Here is a 17,969-nt window from a genome sequence, read left to right as displayed (position 1 = left end):
GTGCTCAACGTGGCAGGTGCGTGCAGTGGGCCACTGTGGCGTCGTCTGGGCTGTGCGCATCCGCGTCACCGGTGGTCTGCGCCTCGGCCTGCCGGACGCAGGCGATGACGCCGGCCGGCCCGCTGACCCGAAGCAGGTCCAGCACGCCCGGCCAGTCGGTCCGACCGTACGGGCTGACGATGCGGCTGGCACCGTTGCTGAGCAACGCGACACCGTTCACGTCGGCGAGGGATCGACTGCCGGTCACCGCTTCCCGCGCGGCGCGCGGGTCGTCCTTGGCGATCCAGTAGCCGCCCGGCTGGTTCCGGCGGGCACGCAGCGCGGTGGCGCAGGAGGCTCGCACCCGGTCGTACTCTGGCGTTTTTTGAGCGATGCCGGCCAGCGGCGCCGAGCATTCCCGCCGGGCAGTCATCTCGCGCTCATCGGTGATCACCAGCGGGCCGGCGTCGACCTGGTCGATGACGAGGAAGGAGTCCGCGAGCAGGAGCCAGTCCAGGCGGTCCTGCCGGGCGCGGACCATCGCGACGGTGGCCTGCGGGCTGCTGGGGTCCGCGATGTCGCAGGTGTCGCCGTGCTCGGCGGCGATCTCGCCGATGGCGGTGGCGAGGATCGTGGCGAGCTCTCGCCCGTCGCCGCGCGACAGTTGGCCGAGCAGCACGCCGCCGAGGCGGTGCGTGTACCAGGCGACGCCGTGGGAGCAGAGTGACTCGGCTCCCGGAATGCCGGCACCGTCGAGCAGGACGACAGCGCCGGGAACCGCACCGACGAAGTCCTCGTTCGACCGATTGGCCCTTCCGGCGCTCGTCGCCAGGCTGACGTCCACTCGTGGCCTCCTGTCTGGATTCGGGATCACGTCGCGGGTCGGCTGGTGATGCCGTCCAGGATGGTGGTCAGGTTGTGGTTGAAGGTCTCCTCGGCGTTGAGGTGGGCGCCGTCGATGACGAGTCGGGCCACGGTGGGGTACCTGCCGGTTTTCAACATGCGCGTGAGGTAGGGGCCGAGGCTGGCCTGGAAGGCAGCTTCATCGGTGCCGGTGGCACGTGCGGTGCGTCGTTCGGTGACCTCTCTGCGGACCGATCCGACGATGAAGGCGTTGAGGGCGCCCACGGCTCGCTGGAGATCGTCGATGTCCCGCACGCCGGGGGCCGCACTGAGCGCCGCGGCGGTCGCTTCGCCCACGGCGAGCGCGTGTGGTCCCAGGTGCGGCCGTCCGCCGAGCACGTCGGAGAACCACTCGTGGTCAAGGGCGGCGTCGCGGGTCGCGTGGGCGATGGCCAGCACCGTGTCGCGCCACCCGGAGCGCTGGCCCACCTCGGCGATCCGGGCATAGACGACGTCGACCATGAGATCGAGCAGCTCCGACTTGTTGATCACGTAGTCGTAGAGCCGCATCGGCCCGACACCGAGCTCTTTGGCGATCTTGCGCAATGACAGCCCGTCGAGGCCGTGCTCGTCGGCAAGCCGGATCGCCGTAGCGGCGATCTTCTCTCGGCTCAACGGCACCGGCACCGCCCGCGGCTGAGGTTCGGGCCGTTCCCAGACGGGCACCGGCCCGCTACCGTACGGTGTATCCACCAATACAGTGTACGGTAGCGCCGTGAGAACGCGAATTGCGATCGCCGGTGGCGGACTCGGCGGGTTGACGCTGGCACGGATCCTGCACCGACACGGCATCGACGCGGTGGTGTACGACCGGGAAGCAAGCCGATCCGCGCGCCCCCAGGGCGGCGCCCTCGATCTACACCCGGAGTCCGGGCAACTGGCCCTGGCCGAGGCCGGGCTCGCCGGCCAGTTCCGGTCGGAGGCGCGGCCCGAGGGCGAGGAACATCGCATCCTCGACCCGACCGGACGCACCCTGGTCCACCACGTGCCGCACCCTGGCTCGTTCTCCGGACGTCCCGAGATCGACCGGGGCGCACTACGTGATCTCCTGCTCGACTCCCTCCCCGACGACACGGTTGCCTGGCGGCACCGGCTCGTCGCGGCGACCCACCGACCCGCCGAGGGCTGGGACCTGACATTCGACGACGGTCAACGAGCCAGCTGCGACATCCTCATCGGCGCGGACGGCGCGCGCTCAGCCGTCCGGTCCCTGCTGACCGACGTCGAACTGTCCTACGTGGCCACTCTCGTGCAGCTGAGCGTCGTAGACGTCGACCGGCGCCATCCCGATCTCGCCGAGCTGGTCGGGCCCGGGAACCTGTGGTGTATCGGCGTGAACCAGATCCTGGCAGCGCAACGTCTCGGCGACGGCAGCCTCCAGGTCGGGATCTCGCTGCGCGCGGAGGACCAGCCCCTCGACACGTACCGCAGTAAGCAGGCCCTGCTGGACCTGTTCGCCGGCTGGAACCCCCGCCTCACCGCACTCATCGAGGCCGCCGAGAGCGCGCCGACGCCACGCCTGATCGAGGCGATGCCCATCGGTACGCGCTGGACCAGCCGGCCGGACGTCACCCTCATCGGCGACGCCGCACACCTCATGCCACCGGTCGGCGAGGGCGCCAACCAGGCCATGCTCGACGCCGCAGAACTCGCCGGCCAACTCGCCGCCAACCCCGCCGACCCGAATTCGGCGATTCGGACGTACGAAGAGTCGATGTTCAGCAGGATTCACCCGATCGCCGAAATGTCCGCACGAGTCCAGGCGATGATGCTGTCCCCCACCGCGGCGGAAGACATCGTTCGCTTCTTCACCCGACCGGCGGAGGCCGCACGCAAAGATTGACATCTGGCGTTGTCGACGCGGGTGGCGATAATCGTTCTATGACGACGGATGTGCACCCTGAGTCCGGTCTCCGGAAGGCCACCTTGACGGATCAGGACCTGGTGGAGACATCGTGGGACCACTGCCGAATTCACGCGCTCGCGGTCACCGACGACGAGGGTCCGCCCGACGACCCGACCCTGGACTATCGGGAGGACGACGACCTCGACCCCACCGCACCGTCGGCCCTGCAGCTGCATCTCGACCTGGACTACATCGTGCGCCGGGTCGATCCGGGGCCGATGCGGCAGATTCACTTCTGGGTCGCGCCGTCCACCTTGATCTTCCACAACGTTTGGGACATCGTCGGCAGCCTGCACTCCGTCTGTCTGCCGTTCGAGTTGAAAGACCTGCGCCCGGAGGCTCCCGCACAGTCAGGGGAGCCCTGCTGGCGCCTGGAGGGACGCGACCTGGACCTGAGGTTCCAGGCATCGGGGTACACCCTTCACCTGCGCCAACCCCCGCGTTACGGCAATCGAGTGCTCCGGATGGCCGAACGGGGCGGCATCAGCTTCGACCCGAAGCCATTTGCCTGACCCATGAAGGACCCGTGGACGGCAGCGTCACGAGACCTCCCCAGGTCGACGGGGCACGCCGCATCCATAGGGTCACCGGACGTATCCAGAGGACGTCCTAAGTCGTACCCATGGGCCTTTGGGGTCCACCGACGCACGGACGCCACCGAGGCGGGAAACCGCTTACCAGATGGCTATTGACGGTCGTAACTGGCTGTCAGTACCGTGATGCGGGCAGCGAGAAAGCGCTTTCCGACCCCTCACCGTCCGACAGGGAGCGCCCCCATGCCCCGACACCTCCGTGCGTTCTGCCTGATCCTGCTTGCCATCGCCACCGTGGTGAGCAGCACCACCGCCCTGCCCGCCGAGGCCGCCCCGCGCTTCCGTGTGTTGGTCTTCTCCAAGATCACCAACTTCTACCACGACTCGATTCCGGCCGGTATCGCCGCGATCCAGCAGCTCGGCGCCGCCCACAACTTCGAGGTCGTCGCCACCACCGACGCGGCGGCGTTCACCGACGCCAACCTCGCCACCTTCGACGCTCTCGTGTTCAACAACACCAACAGCCTCCCGACCTCGGGTGACCTGCTCAACGCCAGCCAGCGGGCCGCGTTGCAGACGTTCATCCGCAACGGCGGTGGTTGGGCCGGCCTGCACGCCGCCTCGGCCAGCGAACGTGACTGGCAGTGGTACGAGGGCCTGGTCGGCACGATCTTCGACTACCACCCCGACTTCTCGTCCACCGGCGGCACCTTTCCCGGCCGGGTCAAGGTGCTCGACCGGGCGCACCCCTCCACGCGCAACCTGCCGGAGCTCTGGGAGCAGAGCGAGGAGTGGTACAACTGGCGGACCAACCCGACCGGCAACGTGCACACCCTCGCCCAGATCAAGGTGCGCGACGGGATCAACGGCTTGGACGAGGGCGTCGACCACGCGTACTCCTGGTGTCAGCCCTACGACGGCGGCCGGTCCTGGTTCACCGCCGGTGGGCACGCCAGCTCGCAGTTCAGCAGCGCGACCTTCTTGGAGCACCTGCGCTACGGCATCGAGTGGGCGGCCGGCGCGGTCGCCGGTGACTGCTCAGCCACCAAGACCAGCAACTTCGAGCGGGTGGGGCTGGTCACCGAGAACCTGGCCGACCCCTTCGAGCTGGCCGTCGGCCCGGACCGGAAGGTCTACTACATCCAACGCACCGGCGCGTTGAAGGTGGTCAACTCCGACACCCTCCAGGTCACCACGCTGCTGGACTTCGCGTACACCTCGGCGATGACCGACCAGTCCGACGGGTTGCTCGGGATGACCCTGGACCGCAACTTCGCCAGCAACGGCTGGATCTACCTGCTCTGGTCGGACAAGACCCTCAAACAACTCAACCTGTCCCGGTTCACGGTCGCCGACAACAGCGTCGCGCTCTCCTCGGAGAAACGGCTGCTGACCGTCCCCACCTACCGGGGTGAGGGCCGGGCCAACTCGCACATGGGCGGTTCGTTGGCCATGGACGCCACCGGCCGGCTCTACGCGGCGATCGGTGACAACACCGACCCGTTCGCCTCCAGCGGCTACACCCCTGTCGACGAACGCGCCGGCCGCGCCGCCTGGGACGCCCAGGGCACCGCCGGCAACACCAACGACCTGCGCGGCAAGATCCTGCGGATCACCCCACAATCCGACGGTACGTACACCGTGCCCAGCGGCAACCTCTTCCCAGCCGGCACCGCGAGGACCCGGCCGGAGATCTACGCGATGGGCATGCGCAACCCGTTCCGGATCACCATCGAACCGCAGACCAACGCGGTGCTGGTGGCCGACTACGGTCCGGACGCCCGCGCCGCCGACCCCAACCGTGGTCCAGAGGGGACTGTCGAGTTCAACCGGATCACCAGCGCCGGCAACTTCGGATGGCCGTACTGCGTGGGCAACAACATCCCGTTCAACGACTACAACTTCGCCACCAACACCTCGGGGGCGAAGTTCAACTGCGCCGCACCGGTGAACAACTCACCCAACAACACCGGCCTGACCACCCTGCCGGCGGCGAAGTCCGCGCTGGTCTGGTACGCGTACTCCGCCTCCACCCAGTTCCCCGAGCTGGGCACCGGCGGTGGCGGGCCGATGAGCGGCCCGGTCTACGACTACGACCCGGCCAACACCCGCACCACGAAGTTCCCCGAGTACTTCGAGGGAAAGTGGATCACCTACGAGCTGACCCGCAGGTGGTTCAAGACGCTGTCGATCCACAAGACGGCGCAGACCTTCAGCAACGCGCGCTTCGGCCCGACCGCCGTGGGTGACCTCCAGTCGATCAACGGGATCTTCGGCACCATGAGCTGGATCCAGCCCTTCGAGGCGGAGTTCGGCCCGGACGGTTCGCTCTACGTCATCGACTTCGGCGAGGGCACCGGCAGCGGTCGCGGCGGCAGCAACGCCGGCGCGGGCATCTACCGGATCGACTACGTCGCCAACGGGCGGCCACCGACCGCGAAGATCGCCGCCAGCCCGGACAGCGGACGTACGCCGCTCGCGGTGGCGTTCTCCTCGGCCGGGTCGTCCGCCGGTGACGGGTCGGCGCTCAGCTACGCCTGGGACTTCACCAACGACGGCAGCACCGACTCCACCGCCGCCAACCCGAGCTTCACCTACTCGACGGCCGGGAAGCACACCGCCCGGCTGACCGTGCGCAACAGCGGCAACGGGTTGACTGCCACCGCGGTCACCGAGGTGGTGGTCGGCAACACCCGACCGACGGTGACCATCACCGTTCCCGACGGTGGGTTCTTCGACTTCGGCGACAAGATCCCGTACACGGTGACGGTCACCGACCCGGAGGAGAGCACCATCGACTGCGCCAAGGTCACCGTGCAGACGCAGCTCGGCCACGACTCCCACGCCCACCCGCTGGACGTCTACACCGGCTGCTCGGGCCTGCTCGCCACCGAGGCGGACGCCGGTGACGGCCACGGCCCGGGGCAGAACCTCTACACCCTGATCACCGCGCAGTACACCGACGGCGGCGCGGCCGGCGGCGTACCGGCGCTGACCGGCTCGACCCGCGTGCAGTTGCAGCCCAAGAGCAAGGAGGCCGAGCACTTCAGCGCCCAGTCCGGCATCACGGTCAACGACCGGGCCACCGCCCGCGCCGGCAAGCGGCTCGGCGAGGTCGACCACAACGACTGGGTGGCGTTCGGGCCGGCGGACCTGCGCAACGTCGGCTCGGTGACGCTCGGGGTGACCAACGGAGGGCTCGGCGGCACCATCGAACTGCGCACCGGCTCGCCCACCGGCACGCTGATCGGCACGGCCACCATCGGCTCCACCGGCGGGTGGGACAACCTGGTCTCCCCCACCGTCACGCTGACCAACAAGCCCACCGGCACGACCACCCTGTACGCGAAGTTCGTCAACTCCGCCCAGGTCAACGGCACCCCGGACCTGCTCGCCCTGGACTGGTTGCGGTTCAACGGCGCCGGGGTCAAACAGGAGCCGGGCGGGACGCTGTCCCTGGCCGCCAACCCGACCGGCGGCGCCGCACCGCTGACCACCACACTCACCGCCACGGCGACGGCGCCGTCCGGGCAGAGCATCACCGACTACGCGTGGGACTTCGGCGACAACAGCGCCATCACGCACGGGGCGACACTACGGTCGACGGCCCACAGCTACCCCCGCAAGGGGACCTTCACCGCCCGGGTGACGGTCACCTACACCAGCGGGGAGACCCGCTCGCTCAACCTGACCATCACGGTCAGCTGACCCGGTCGTCGGCGGGCGGGAGCGTCCCGTCCGCCGGCGCTACCAAGCGGACCGCCCAGATCCCGGAGTTCCTCGGCCAAGTCATCAGCTGCCGAGGAGCGCGTCACCTCGCCGCGTCCGCGCGTAGAAGACCAGCTGATTTTCACGGTCGGTTGCGACAGCGTGGTGTTGATGTCGTTCCGCCAGCACGTCACGCCGCCACGACTTCTGGGACGCGTCAATGGGACGCTGCGCGAGGTGTTCAGCGGTGCGCTCACGTTCGGCGCGGCGACGGCGGCACTCGTTGGCGGTCACGCCGGTCCGCGCGCCGCCGATGGGTCGCCTGTGTCGCGCTCGCGCTGGTCTGGGTGAGGCACTGGCCGCGGCAGATGCGTGCGCAGGGCGTCGGGCGCGAATCAGGGTCGGGCTGTGCCCTCGATGGGGGTGCTTTCTTGCGGACGCAGTGCGGCCAAGAGACTGTCGAGTTGACCCCAGGCCCGCGCGCTGGCGATGGGGTCGATGTAGTCTCTGGACTCGATGATGAGCCCATTGCGGATACGCATCACGAAGACGCAGGGCACCGTGAATGCCTCACCTGTCTCGGCTACCCGCCCCTGATAGGCAAACTCGGCGACAATCACCTCAGGGTCCACCGTCTCGTGAATTGTCACGTCGACCGGCTTACGGACCAGCGTCCGGGCGACCGGAGGCGGCGCGGTGAAGTGCTCGTGCAGTTCGTTGCGGCTATGCAGCGGCGGCGGGTTGAGCGGATGGAACGGATGCGTGACGTGGGTCTGTTCGGCGTACAGGTCGGCCAAGTCCTCGTACGGACCGTCGCAAACACCGTTCACCAGTCGGAGGAAAGTTTCGCGTGGGCTGCTCATGTCGGGCTTCCTTCGCAATCGGCAGATGTCACCTGAGCCACGCCGAGGACCATCTCCGGGGTGGCCGGTACCGCATCGACGGCACCCTACTGACCTCAGCCTCGATCTGACTGACCCGAAGCGCTTTCGTCGTCCGTATCCAGTGGATCTGTCATCGACAGAGGCGGGTGTCGTACCCGTGTGTGAGGCTTCCGGGCATGGCGACTTTCGTTCTGATCCACGGCGGCGGGGGCAGCGCCTGGGACTGGCATCTCCTTGTCCCCGAGCTGACCAGCCGCGGCCACGACGTGGTAGTACCGGAACTGCCGATCGAGGACACATCCGCGGGGTTCGCCGAGTTCTGCCAGACGGTCGTCGACGCGATCGGCGACCGGAGCGACCTCGTGGTCGTCGGGCACTCGTACGGTGCGTTCACCGCGCCGCTCATTGCCGACAAGCTGCCGGTACGGCTGCTCGTCCTGCTCACACCGATGATCCCCAAGCCCGGTGAAAGGCCCGGTGACTGGTGGGCCAACACCGGTTACCGCAGTGCCGAAGGGCTCAGTGAGGAGCAGCAGTTCTTCAACGGTGTCCCGGCCGAGATCATCGCGGAGGCAGCATCACACAACCGGGGCCAGGTCAGTGCGGAGGGCGACGAGCCGTGGCCCCTGGACGCCTGGCCAGACGTTTCGACGACGGTGCTCCTCGCACGCGAGGACCGGTTCTTCCCGGCAGACTTCCAGCGCCGGGTTGCCGCCGACCGACTCGGCGTCGTCCCGGACGAGATCGACGGCGGCCACGCGGTGACGCTCAGCCACCCGAAGCAACTCGCCGACCGCCTCACGGCGTATTCGCTGCCCTGAAGGCGGGACCGCGGCCGCCGCGATCCGAACCTCCAGGCTGTTGATTTAGGCGAGATGCGAGGCTGAGCGGATGACCTACCCACTCGCGCGCCGCGTCTACGACACCTGCCATCTCACCGGACGTTTCCGTCTCCGATCCGGGCAGGTCAGCGAGGAGTACTTCGACAAGTACCTGTTCGAGGGGCAGCCGGATCTGTTGCGCGAGGTCGCCGAAGCGATGGTGACCATGCTGCCGGAGTGCGATGTGCTGGCGGGGATGGAGATGGGCGGCATCCCTCTCGCCACGGTGATGTCACAGCTGACCGGGCTGCCCACAGTCTTCGTGCGGAAGCACGCCAAGGAGTACGGCACCAACAAGGCCGCCGAGGGCGGTCCGGTGAACGGACGGCGTGTCGTGCTGATCGAGGACGTCGTCACCACGGGAGGCGCACTACTGGCATCGTGCGCGCAGCTACGGTCCATCGGCGCGCAGGTGGAGACAGTGGTCTGCGCCATCGACCGCGAGCAGGGTGGTCGGGAAAATCTCGCGGTCGAGGCGCTACAGCTCCGCGCCGCCCTCACCCGCCGCGACCTGGAAGCGTCCCTGATGGCGTGACAGCTCCGGTGCCGCTCGACCAGCGGCAGATCAGTGCGCTGTGGCGGGACGTGCGCCGTCGGTCGAGTGGTTGCTCGTTGATGGTCCATGTCGGCCTGCCGAAGAGGCGGACCAATTCCTGACGCCGACCGTCGAGGCCCGACGTCGGCCAGCTGGTCAGGCCGGCGGGTCATCTCGAAAAAGGTGCTCTTTCAAACCTCGTCCGCCCCAGCGGGTCGCGACGAGTTCGGGACGAGGGCGGATCGGTTCGGGCACCCAGCCGTGTTGTCTGGTGTCGGGCGCGGGGCTGTCCCAGTCGGCGATCAGCGCGAAAGGATCCGTGGCGCGGTCCGACTCATCGTCACACGCCACCCGGTCAACCATCGCAGGGTAGAAGCGCGTTTCCTGGGCCACCCTGCAGTCGTCCGTCCGGGAGGCGACCAGGGCACCACAGCCTTCACAGGCCACACAGGGGATCCACCCCACCATCGACCAGCAGCCCGTGCGAACAAGCTCATGGACGATGCGTGTCCCGCGGACGTCGCCGGGTGAGAGAACGAAAGTGCCGATGACCTGATCACGGCCATAGGCGGCCTCATCGACGGCGTACGTGCCGGGGTCGAGGAGCGGCGGGTTCACGTGATGGCAATCCAGGAGCGACCAGTGCGGCTCCGTCGGCAGCTCCACCAACCGGACCGGGACGCTCAGCGTGTTCCCACAGCTCGCACACCGAAAGCCCTCCACCGCGACAGTGTGACACTCGGTCCAGGCGAAGACATCCGAGAAAAGGGGGGCAGGCGTTTGCCTGACAGACCATCTCCTGCCGGGCGTGGGACGGTGCACGTCGCACCGCCCCACGCCCGGTTGCACGGTTACTGCCAGGAACTCTGCTGGGTGTAGACGAGGTTGCCGGGGACCACCGTGCCGTTGGTGCTGTACTCGGTGTACGCCCAGAAGTCACCCTCGGCCAGCGGCTTGTTCGGCTTCAGTGTGAAGTTGAAGCCCTGACCGCGCTCCGAGGTGGAGGGCAGCGTGAGGGTGGCACCGGAATACTTGGCGTTACGGCCGATGATGGCGTGACTGAGGTCGAAGTCGATGACCGGACCACCGGGGTACTGCGCGAACACGTACGCGGTGTAGCGCCCCGGCTCGGGCAGGAACTTGTACGCCTGCTCGTCGCTGGTCCAGAACCTGTCACTGCTGTAGACGAGGGTGTCGCCCTTGTACAGGTAGAGATCGAGGTTCGTGTTCGGATCGGCGGTGTTGGCCTTGACGACAATGCCGGCGGTGTTCGCCGGCACGGTGAAGTCGACCTTCTTCACTCCGGTGGCGCTCGGGTCGAACACGCCCCCGTAGACGCCGGCCGGCATGGAGTACGACGTGCGCCGCATCGGGGTGTAACCGGTGCTGCGACCGACGAGCGGGCCGGTGAAGCCGGGCTGGACCATGCCGAAGGCACCGTTGGCCATCCGGGCGAACTCCTCGCCGTCGTCCGCGTACGGCCGGGCCGCGATACCCCACGGACGGGCGGCGACCGGGATCCGGGCGCTGTGCGCCTTACCCTGCCAGGTGATCGACCCGGTCACGTACCGGTCCCAGGGCGCGCTGCCCCGACGCAGCGTGATGCTGACCGTCGCGGACTTGCCGGGTGCCAGCGTCACCGATGCCGGCGAGACGGTGACCTTCATGCCGGGCAGACCGGACACCGACGAACGGTAGGTCTCCCGCGCCTTGCCCACGTTGGTCAGGGTGCGGGTGAGGGTCACCGGGCGGGTCCCGTCGTACTCGCGCAACGAGATGGCCGGCAGGTTGAGTGCCTTGCCGTCGGGTTCGGCCGTCTCGCTGAACTCGATCAGCTCTGCCGCAGTGGGCTCGATGACCAGTCCCGGGTCGGTGGCCCGGGGCAGATTGATGAAGCCGCTGCCCTGCTCCAGGGGGCTGCTGGTGCCGACGGTGTCGGTGGCGGTGGTGCGCAGCGCGGAGGCGACCGCGCCGGGTGACCAGTCCGGGTGCGAGGCGCGCAGGATCGCCGCCGCCCCGGCCACGTACGGCGAGGCCATCGAGGTGCCGGAGTACGCGTCGTACTGTCGACCGAAGTTGCCCGCTGGTGAGACCGCCGCGATGATGTTCGATCCGGGTGCGACCAGGTCCGGCTTGAAGACGCCGAGGGTCACCTTGTCCGGGCCGGTGGAGGAGAAGTCCGCGACGCTCGGTATGCCCGGGACGCTGGAGCCGTCACCGCCGGTGCGCAACGACACGGTCGCGTCGGTGGGGTGGCGCATCAGGTAGTTGAACAGCGTGCCGGCCTGCTTCTCGGTCGGCAGATATACCACGGGGAAGTTGAAGATGGAGTTGATCCGGTAGTTGCCGACCGGGTCGAACACCACCATCGCCGCCCCGCCCTTGGCCTTGATCTCGGCGGCGGAGCCGAACATGTCGGACAGCGCGCAGGCGACCACCTTGCCCTTGATCTTGGCGGGGTCCAGGCTGCCGGGCTCGCAGTAGACCGCGCCCAGATCCGGCGAGCCGGCCTGGTCACCGAAGACCAGCGGCCGTGCGCCACCGCCGGGCAGGGCGTCCAGCGAGCCGCCGACCAGCTTGGTGCCGTCGCCCAGCTTGGCGGTGGCCTCGTCGAGCTTGGTCACCGCCGCGCCGACCGTGGTCACCCAGGGCGCCGCGTTGCTGATAGCTCCACTCACGATGCCGGTGTTGCCGGCCGACGCCGCGACGAAGACCCCGGCCAGCGAGGCGTTGAGGAACGCCACGCCGATGGGGGTGTTGGCCTCCCAGTCGCCGAGGTCGGAACCGATCGAGAAGTTCAGCACCTGCACGCCGTCGGCAACGGCCGCGTCGATTCCGGCGATGATGTCGGCGTCGTAGCCCATGCCACCCCAGAGCACCTTGTAGACGGCGATCTGGGCATCCGGCGCCACCCCGGAGACGGGACCGTAGCGGCGACCGTCGATGGTGACGTTCGCGATGGGCAGGCCGGCCGCCGTGGAGGCGGTGTGGGTGCCGTGCCCGGACGCGTCGCGGGGGGACAGGAACTCGCCCTCGGGCACCGAGCCACCGCCGGCGAGCCACGAGTCGGCGAAGTACCGGGCACCGACGATCTTGCCGTTGCAGTGCGCGGCCACGAAGGCCACACCGGTCTGGCAGGTGCCGTGCCAGTTCGCGGGAGCGGGCATCTTCTTGTCGAACGATGCGCTCTCCGGCCAGATGCCGGTGTCCAGGACGCCGATCACCATGCCCGCGCCGGTGCCGGGGCCGGGCTTGGCCGGCCGGCCGGAACGGTCCGTCGGCGCCGACTGGTCCGCGCCACCGGGGGTGGCGGGCGTCGGGTTGTCGGCGGTCGCCGTGCTCGCGGTGGGCGGCGCAGAGGGGGTGCCGAGGGCCCGCGAGGCGGTGACGGCGCGAACGCGCTTGTCCGCCCGCAACGTGCTCACCTGCTGAGCGGTCAGCTTCGCCGAGAACCCGTTGAAGGCGGCGGTGTAGACGGCGTTGACGGTGACCCCGGCCGCGGCGGCGACGGCGCCCCGCTGCGTGTCGAGGTGCCGGCGGTACGCCTGCGACGGCGTCGACGTCACGTCCAGCCGGTTACCCGCTGCGGGGCGGGTCCGCGCCAGACCGGACACCCCACCGGTGTACGTGGTCAACGGGTCCTCGGCCAACTCGACGACGTACATGCCGGAGCCGGTCTCGTCGACGGCTGCCTTCGGCGTGGCCGCACGGGTGCCACCGGGTCGGCGGTCGGCCCCGTCGGTCAGGGTGACCTTCCGGTCGGACCCGGCGGTGAAGTAGCCGGTGCCACTGCCGTTACCCGACGGCCCAGCGGGTGCCGCCGACGCCGTTCCCGCTACACCGGTGGTACCGGTGATCAGGGCGACGACCAGCGTAGGTATCGCCAGTCTTCGCAGCCTGTTTCCGCTCGTGCCTGTAGCCACGAGGCTCCTTTCGGTTGCTCCCTTGTGGAGCTTCTCATCGATTGCGACCCGCCCATGGGAGCGCTCCCCCACCTAAGCCGCCGATGGTTAATCGATGGTTTGCACGGTGTTACGGATCGCCGGTGCGTATAAGATCACGTTCTGCCGGTCGCGCCTAGATCACTTTCTCTAGACGATGCCGGAGCAGGGCGTACACCCCGGCCAGGGCCAGCCCGAGTAGCGGCGCGACGCATGGCCGTCGGCGCCCGCCGTCGCCGCACCCGACGACGCGCTGACGGCCGCCGGTCCGGCTTCGGTGGTGGCGTTGGCCGACCGTTTCCCACCGTTGCCGAGCCTCGGTCAGTTGCGGGGCCAGACCTGGACCGGCACCCGGGGAAAGGCCGTGGTCAGGAAGTCTTCCGTGCGGCGGTCCCGGAGGAGGCAGTCGGGCCAGGTGTCGAGCACCTCGGGCAGGGTGCGGTGACCGAGGGCCAGCTGGAGTAGGGCGCCCGGTGGGATGGCGGCGTGGGTTCCGGGTTCGGTGGACGGGCTGATGGCGCCGCGCACGCCGGTCACACCGCTCAGCCTGCCGTCGGTGAATTCGAGCCGGGCGGCGCGACCGTACATGTCGATGGTCATCGTCGGCTCGTGCCATCGCAGACCGGCTGCCTGCCAGCGGGCCCGCAACAGCGGTTGCAGCCGGGCAAGCAGGTCGGCCGGGTCACCGGTGCGGACGTACCAGCCTCTGGGCCGCCTCGGTACGCCGGTCGGGCTGAGCCGGACCAGTGGGTGCTCGGGGCCGAGGATGGGGCGGACTGCGGTGAACGACCCTTCCATCGACGCCTCGTACCGCCGGCCGACCTGGGCGAGGTACCTGTGCATGGCGACGGCGGCCTGCGGCCAGTCGGCCGGCCGGTCGGCGGTGGCCGCGAACACGATCAGCTCACCGGCTGCCGAGAGCCGGGAACTGTGCACCAGGTAGCCACCCACGTCGCCGCCGTGGACCAGCACGGCGACCTCCCGCCGGGCGAGATCCGCCGGACGGCGACCGGCGATCTCGTACCGCCAGACCGCGGCGTCTCGCGGGCAGACCAGGACCTCCCCGTCGGCGAGCCGTCGGTCGATGCGGGCGAGCGCGTCCGCATCGGCGACGGTGGCCGGTCGGACCGTGCGGTGAGTGGAGCGATCGTGCTCGATGGCCAGCAGCGCGGCGATGGGCACCGTCGGAGCGCCGTCGTTCGCCAGCGAGTAGTCATAGCCGAGCCGCCGGTAGAAGTACGGGATCCCCTCGATCACCTGCACCGGCACACCATCGGCCGCGTACTGCTGATGCAGTGCGGCGAACAACCGTTCGGTGAGCCGGTTGCCGCGGTGCTCAGGCGCTGTTCCGACCAACTCGACCTGGGCCACCGGCAGCCGAACCCCGGCCAGGCTCCAGTGCTGCCGCAGCCCCACCAGACTTGCCACCGGACATCCGGTGGCCGAGTCCTCGGCAACCAGGAAGTCGTCGGGCACGACGGAGGGGTGACCGTCCAGCAGGTCTTCCACCCAGGCAGCGATGCCGGGGTGTGGTTGGCCGCCGGTCACCGCCTGGAGCTGAACCGAGGCGTGCAGGCGGGCTAGTTCAGCGGCGTCGCTGGCTCGGCCGGGCCGGACCACGTAACGGTCGCTTTCCGGTGTCATGCCATGTCTCCCGTGGGGGCTCAGATGCGGGTTCTCTCCACAATGGTTGCACGGTCGAACCATCTGGTTGTACCGTCGAACCATGCAGACTGGCGAGCTCGACGCGGCGCAGGAGGCACTGATGCGGTTCGTCCGCAACTTCGGCCTCCATCAGCCCGACCGGACTCCCTGCGGGCAGCCGCTGCCGGTTTCCGAGGCGCACGCCATGGTGGAGATCGCCCGGGAGGGGCAGATCCGGCAGGTGGAGTTGGCTCGCCGGCTGCGTCTGGAGAAGAGCAGCGTCAGCCGCCTGGTCACCAACCTGGTCAACCGGGGCTGGGTGCACCGGGAGACAGCCGAGGGTGACGGTCGCGGCGTCCTGCTTCTGCTGACTGCCGCGGGCACCACGGCCGCCGCCCGACAGGCCGACGCCCGTCGGGCCCGGCTCACCGCCCTGCTCGATCGCGTTCCCGACGACCAGCGCGCGTCAGTGGTGCGTGCGCTCCAGACCCTCGCGGAGGCCACCGGTGAACCGTTCTGACCACCCTCGTCCCCCTCGGGCTCTGCTCCTGGTGGCCGTCGCTGCCGCCGCGCTCAACGGCGGCTGCGCCGACGACTCGGCACCGTCGACACCGACAACGACCACCTCGAATCGACAGGCCGACGTCGCCGAGCGAGGCGCTTCGGTCATGCCCTTCGACCTGGAGCGCACCACACACCGCTTCACCAGGACCGACACCGGCGGCGTGCAGACCGTGGTCGCCGACGACCCCCGGGACAGCACCCAGATCACCCTTGTCCAACAGCATGTGAGCGCCGAGGTCGAGCGGTTCCGGCGCGGTGACTTCAGCGACCCGGCCCGCATCCACGGCACCGAGATGCCCGGCCTGGCAACGCTTCGAGCACACGGCGGGCGGATCACCATCACGTACGAAGCCATTCCCGACGGTGCACGCGCCACCTACGCCACGGACGACGCGGGGCTCCGCGACGCACTGCACCACTGGTTCGATGCCCAGGTCAGCGACCACGGCTCGCACGCCACCCGCTAAGCGCCGCCAACCGAGTGGTCCGCGCCCCCTCGGCGGCGCCAGAGCACTGTGCACGCCGCGGCCAGGGCCAGACCGAGCAGCGGGGCGACACCCACACCGGCGAGCGTGCAGGCCACCGCGAGCAGCGCCGGCGGCACCCAGCACCAGGCGGGCACGGTACGCGGGGCACGACCGCTCCGACGGGCCGCGGCTTCCACGGCCATCGGCACCACCAGCACCGGCAACGCCGCGGCCAGCAGGGTCAGCCAGGGCAGCACCAGCCGGTCGAACCGCGCCACCGCCAGCATCCCGCCGAGCACCGCGACGAGCAGCATCGCCGCCCGCGCCGGCAGGCGGGGAGCCAGACCACGCAACGCCAGGGAACCGGAGTACGTGGTGGTCAGCGCCGCCGCGAAGACCGCCACCGCAACGAACAGATTCGCGTACGCGGCCAGCCCCGAGCCGGCGGCGAGCAGCGCGACCACGTCGGCCGAGCCGGTCCGCAGCCACAGGCCGGCCCCGGCGAGCACCCCGAGCAGCGCCGGCCCGATCAGCAGCCCCACGCACCAGGCCAGGTCCCGCCTTCGAGAAAGGCCCACGCTGAAGTCTGGTGCGCGCAGCGCGAACACGGCCGCGTACCCGATCAGCGCGGCGGCGTCGGCGAGCCCGCCGCCAGCGAGGCGGACCGGCGCACCGGGTGGTGGAAGCACCGTCAGGCACCAGCCGACCAGCACCACCGCGCTGAGCGTGGTGACCACCGCGACCCGGTTGCCGAGCCGGGCCGGCGCCCAGGAGACGGCGAGGACCGCCATCTCCAGCAGCACCGGCCCGGCCCAGCCCGGCAGGTGGGTCAGCGCGGCCAGCGAGGCTCCGCCGAGCCCGACGTTGAACCCGTTCCAACCGACCATCGACACGGCCAGCACCGCCGCCAGCAGCAGCCGCGAGGTGTCCCCCAGGTACGCGGGCAGCACCGCGGTCAACGTCCCGCCGTCGCCCAGCGGCCGGCGCAGCCCGATCCGGCCCTGCCCCCAGAGCAGGGCCGCCATCAGCACCCCGCCGACCAGCAGCCCGGCCACCGGCACCGCGCCGCCGTGTCGGGCGGCCATCGCCGCACCGAGCACCAGCGTGGCGGGTGCGGTGCCGATGCCCAGCCAGGCACCGACCGCCGCCGGCCACCGCCGCTCGGGGACGTCAGGCAACGTGGCGCAGGTAGCCGGCGATCGCCGCGTCGAGCACCTCCGCGCCCGGACGCGCCCACACCTCGGCGGAGAAGACCTCCACCTCGATCGGGCCGACGTAGCCGGCCGCGTCCACCGCCTCGCGCAGCCGACGCAGCTCGATGCAGCCGTCGCCGGGCAGCGCCCGGCCGAGCAGCACCCCTTCCGGCAGCGGGGTCACCCAGTCGCAGACCTGGAACGCGGCGATCCGGGCGGCGGCCCGCGCGATCTGCGCGTACACCGTGTCGTCCCACCAGACGTGGTACGCGTCCACGACCACGCCGACCACAGCCGGGTCGAACCGCTCGGCGACGTCCAGCGCCTGGCCGAGGGTGGTAATCACGCACCGGTCGGAGGCGAACATCGGGTGCAGCGGCTCGATGGCCAGCCGTACGCCGGCGGCCTCGGCGTGCGGGGCGAGCTCGCCGATCGCGTCGGCGACCCGACGTCGTGCGCCGTCGACGTCCCGGCTGCCGGCCGGCAGCCCACCGGAGACCAGCACCAGCTCCGGGGCTCCGAGGGCAGCGGCCTCCTCGATGGCCCGCAGGTTCTCCGCGCGCCAGTCGTCGGCGGAGAAGAACCCGCCCCGGCACAGCGACGTGACGGCGAGGCCGGCGTCGCGGACCAGTTTCGCCGAGCGGGCCAACCCGTACTCGGCCACCGGCTCCCGCCACAGGCCGATGCCCGGTACACCGGCCGCCACGCACCCGGCAACCACCTCGGGCAGCGGCCAGCGCTGGGCGGTCGCCTGGTTGAACGAGAAGCGCGCGAGGCTCACTGGGCTGGTCTCTGCTCGCGACTGCGGGGCTCGCAAAACCGGCTCACTCC

The 17,969-nt window shown here is 69.9% G+C and carries 16 protein-coding genes; 7 read left to right on the top strand and 9 right to left on the bottom strand.

Going from position 1 to position 17,969, the window contains the following annotated elements:
* Positions 1-4 precede the first annotated feature (4 nt).
* Both DLJ58_RS12680 and DLJ58_RS12675 read right to left on the bottom strand, forming a co-directional pair.
* Positions 5-823 (bottom strand): hypothetical protein, encoded by an 819-nt coding sequence (locus DLJ58_RS12680; protein WP_167493698.1) that lies wholly within the window; start codon positions 821-823, stop codon positions 5-7.
* Positions 824-849: 26 nt separating this feature from the next.
* Positions 850-1,575, bottom strand: a complete 726-nt coding sequence (locus DLJ58_RS12675) for a TetR/AcrR family transcriptional regulator (protein WP_244218913.1) — start codon at positions 1,573-1,575, stop codon at positions 850-852.
* A gap of 22 nt (positions 1,576-1,597) precedes the next feature.
* On the opposite strand from DLJ58_RS12675, the gene DLJ58_RS12670 reads away from it, so the two are divergent.
* The 3 genes from DLJ58_RS12670 (at position 1,598) to DLJ58_RS12660 (ending at position 7,029) form a co-directional block, all read left to right on the top strand.
* Positions 1,598-2,725 carry an FAD-dependent oxidoreductase gene (locus DLJ58_RS12670; protein ID WP_124856053.1) on the top strand — a complete coding sequence of 376 codons (1,128 nt, stop codon included), beginning with the start codon at positions 1,598-1,600 and terminating at the stop codon, positions 2,723-2,725.
* Between the two features lie 38 nt (positions 2,726-2,763).
* Positions 2,764-3,300: a hypothetical protein gene (locus DLJ58_RS12665; protein WP_124856051.1), complete on the top strand. Its 537-nt coding sequence runs from the start codon at positions 2,764-2,766 to the stop codon at positions 3,298-3,300.
* A 264-nt stretch (positions 3,301-3,564) separates the two neighbouring features.
* On the top strand, positions 3,565-7,029 hold the full coding sequence (locus DLJ58_RS12660; protein ID WP_124856049.1) for a ThuA domain-containing protein: 3,465 nt from the start codon (positions 3,565-3,567) through the stop codon (positions 7,027-7,029).
* A gap of 84 nt (positions 7,030-7,113) precedes the next feature.
* On the opposite strand, the gene DLJ58_RS12655 is transcribed toward DLJ58_RS12660, so the two are convergent.
* Together DLJ58_RS12655 and DLJ58_RS12650 are read right to left on the bottom strand one after the other, a co-directional pair.
* On the bottom strand, positions 7,114-7,323 hold the full coding sequence (locus tag DLJ58_RS12655; protein WP_124856047.1) for a hypothetical protein: 210 nt from the start codon (positions 7,321-7,323) through the stop codon (positions 7,114-7,116).
* Positions 7,324-7,424: 101 nt separating this feature from the next.
* The gene (locus tag DLJ58_RS12650; protein ID WP_124856045.1) at positions 7,425-7,892 is read right to left on the bottom strand and encodes a nuclear transport factor 2 family protein; all 468 of its coding nucleotides are present in this window, start codon (positions 7,890-7,892) and stop codon (positions 7,425-7,427) included.
* Positions 7,893-8,089: 197 nt separating this feature from the next.
* On the opposite strand from DLJ58_RS12650, the gene DLJ58_RS12645 reads away from it, so the two are divergent.
* Positions 8,090-8,734, top strand: coding sequence for an alpha/beta fold hydrolase (locus tag DLJ58_RS12645; RefSeq protein WP_124856043.1), 645 nt, complete (start codon positions 8,090-8,092; stop codon positions 8,732-8,734).
* A gap of 70 nt (positions 8,735-8,804) precedes the next feature.
* On the top strand, positions 8,805-9,329 hold the full coding sequence (pyrE, locus tag DLJ58_RS12640) for an orotate phosphoribosyltransferase (RefSeq protein WP_124856041.1): 525 nt from the start codon (positions 8,805-8,807) through the stop codon (positions 9,327-9,329).
* A gap of 156 nt (positions 9,330-9,485) precedes the next feature.
* On the opposite strand, the gene DLJ58_RS12635 is transcribed toward pyrE, so the two are convergent.
* The 3 genes from DLJ58_RS12635 to DLJ58_RS12625 all read right to left on the bottom strand — a co-directional run bounded on the left by DLJ58_RS12635 (position 9,486) and on the right by DLJ58_RS12625 (position 14,914).
* On the bottom strand, positions 9,486-9,995 hold the full coding sequence (locus DLJ58_RS12635; protein ID WP_244218912.1) for a hypothetical protein: 510 nt from the start codon (positions 9,993-9,995) through the stop codon (positions 9,486-9,488).
* A gap of 185 nt (positions 9,996-10,180) precedes the next feature.
* Positions 10,181-13,252: a S8 family serine peptidase gene (locus DLJ58_RS34875; RefSeq protein WP_124856037.1), complete on the bottom strand. Its 3,072-nt coding sequence runs from the start codon at positions 13,250-13,252 to the stop codon at positions 10,181-10,183.
* Positions 13,253-13,591: 339 nt separating this feature from the next.
* Positions 13,592-14,914, bottom strand: coding sequence for a GNAT family N-acetyltransferase (locus tag DLJ58_RS12625; RefSeq protein WP_124856035.1), 1,323 nt, complete (start codon positions 14,912-14,914; stop codon positions 13,592-13,594).
* 82 nt (positions 14,915-14,996) lie between these two features.
* Between DLJ58_RS12625 and DLJ58_RS12620 the strand changes: the two genes are divergently transcribed.
* Both DLJ58_RS12620 and DLJ58_RS12615 read left to right on the top strand, forming a co-directional pair.
* Entirely contained in the window at positions 14,997-15,434 is a 438-nt protein-coding gene (locus DLJ58_RS12620) for a MarR family winged helix-turn-helix transcriptional regulator (protein WP_124856033.1), read from the top strand.
* Entirely contained in the window at positions 15,421-15,945 is a 525-nt protein-coding gene (locus tag DLJ58_RS12615) for an aspartate carbamoyltransferase (RefSeq protein WP_124856031.1), read from the top strand. The genes DLJ58_RS12620 and DLJ58_RS12615 overlap by 14 nt, the downstream gene beginning before the upstream one ends.
* On the opposite strand, the gene DLJ58_RS12610 is transcribed toward DLJ58_RS12615, so the two are convergent.
* Together DLJ58_RS12610 and DLJ58_RS12605 are read right to left on the bottom strand one after the other, a co-directional pair.
* On the bottom strand, positions 15,942-17,123 hold the full coding sequence (locus DLJ58_RS12610; protein ID WP_124856029.1) for a purine-cytosine permease family protein: 1,182 nt from the start codon (positions 17,121-17,123) through the stop codon (positions 15,942-15,944). The genes DLJ58_RS12615 and DLJ58_RS12610 overlap by 4 nt on opposite strands.
* Positions 17,116-17,919 carry a sugar phosphate isomerase/epimerase family protein gene (locus tag DLJ58_RS12605; protein WP_124856027.1) on the bottom strand — a complete coding sequence of 268 codons (804 nt, stop codon included), beginning with the start codon at positions 17,917-17,919 and terminating at the stop codon, positions 17,116-17,118. The genes DLJ58_RS12610 and DLJ58_RS12605 overlap by 8 nt, the downstream gene beginning before the upstream one ends.
* Positions 17,920-17,969: the final 50 nt, after the last annotated feature.

The sequence above is a fragment of the Micromonospora arida genome, assembly GCF_003857035.1.
GTDB classification, from domain to species: Bacteria; Actinomycetota; Actinomycetes; order Mycobacteriales; family Micromonosporaceae; genus Micromonospora; species Micromonospora arida.
This window is presented reverse-complemented; position numbering and strand designations above follow the sequence as displayed.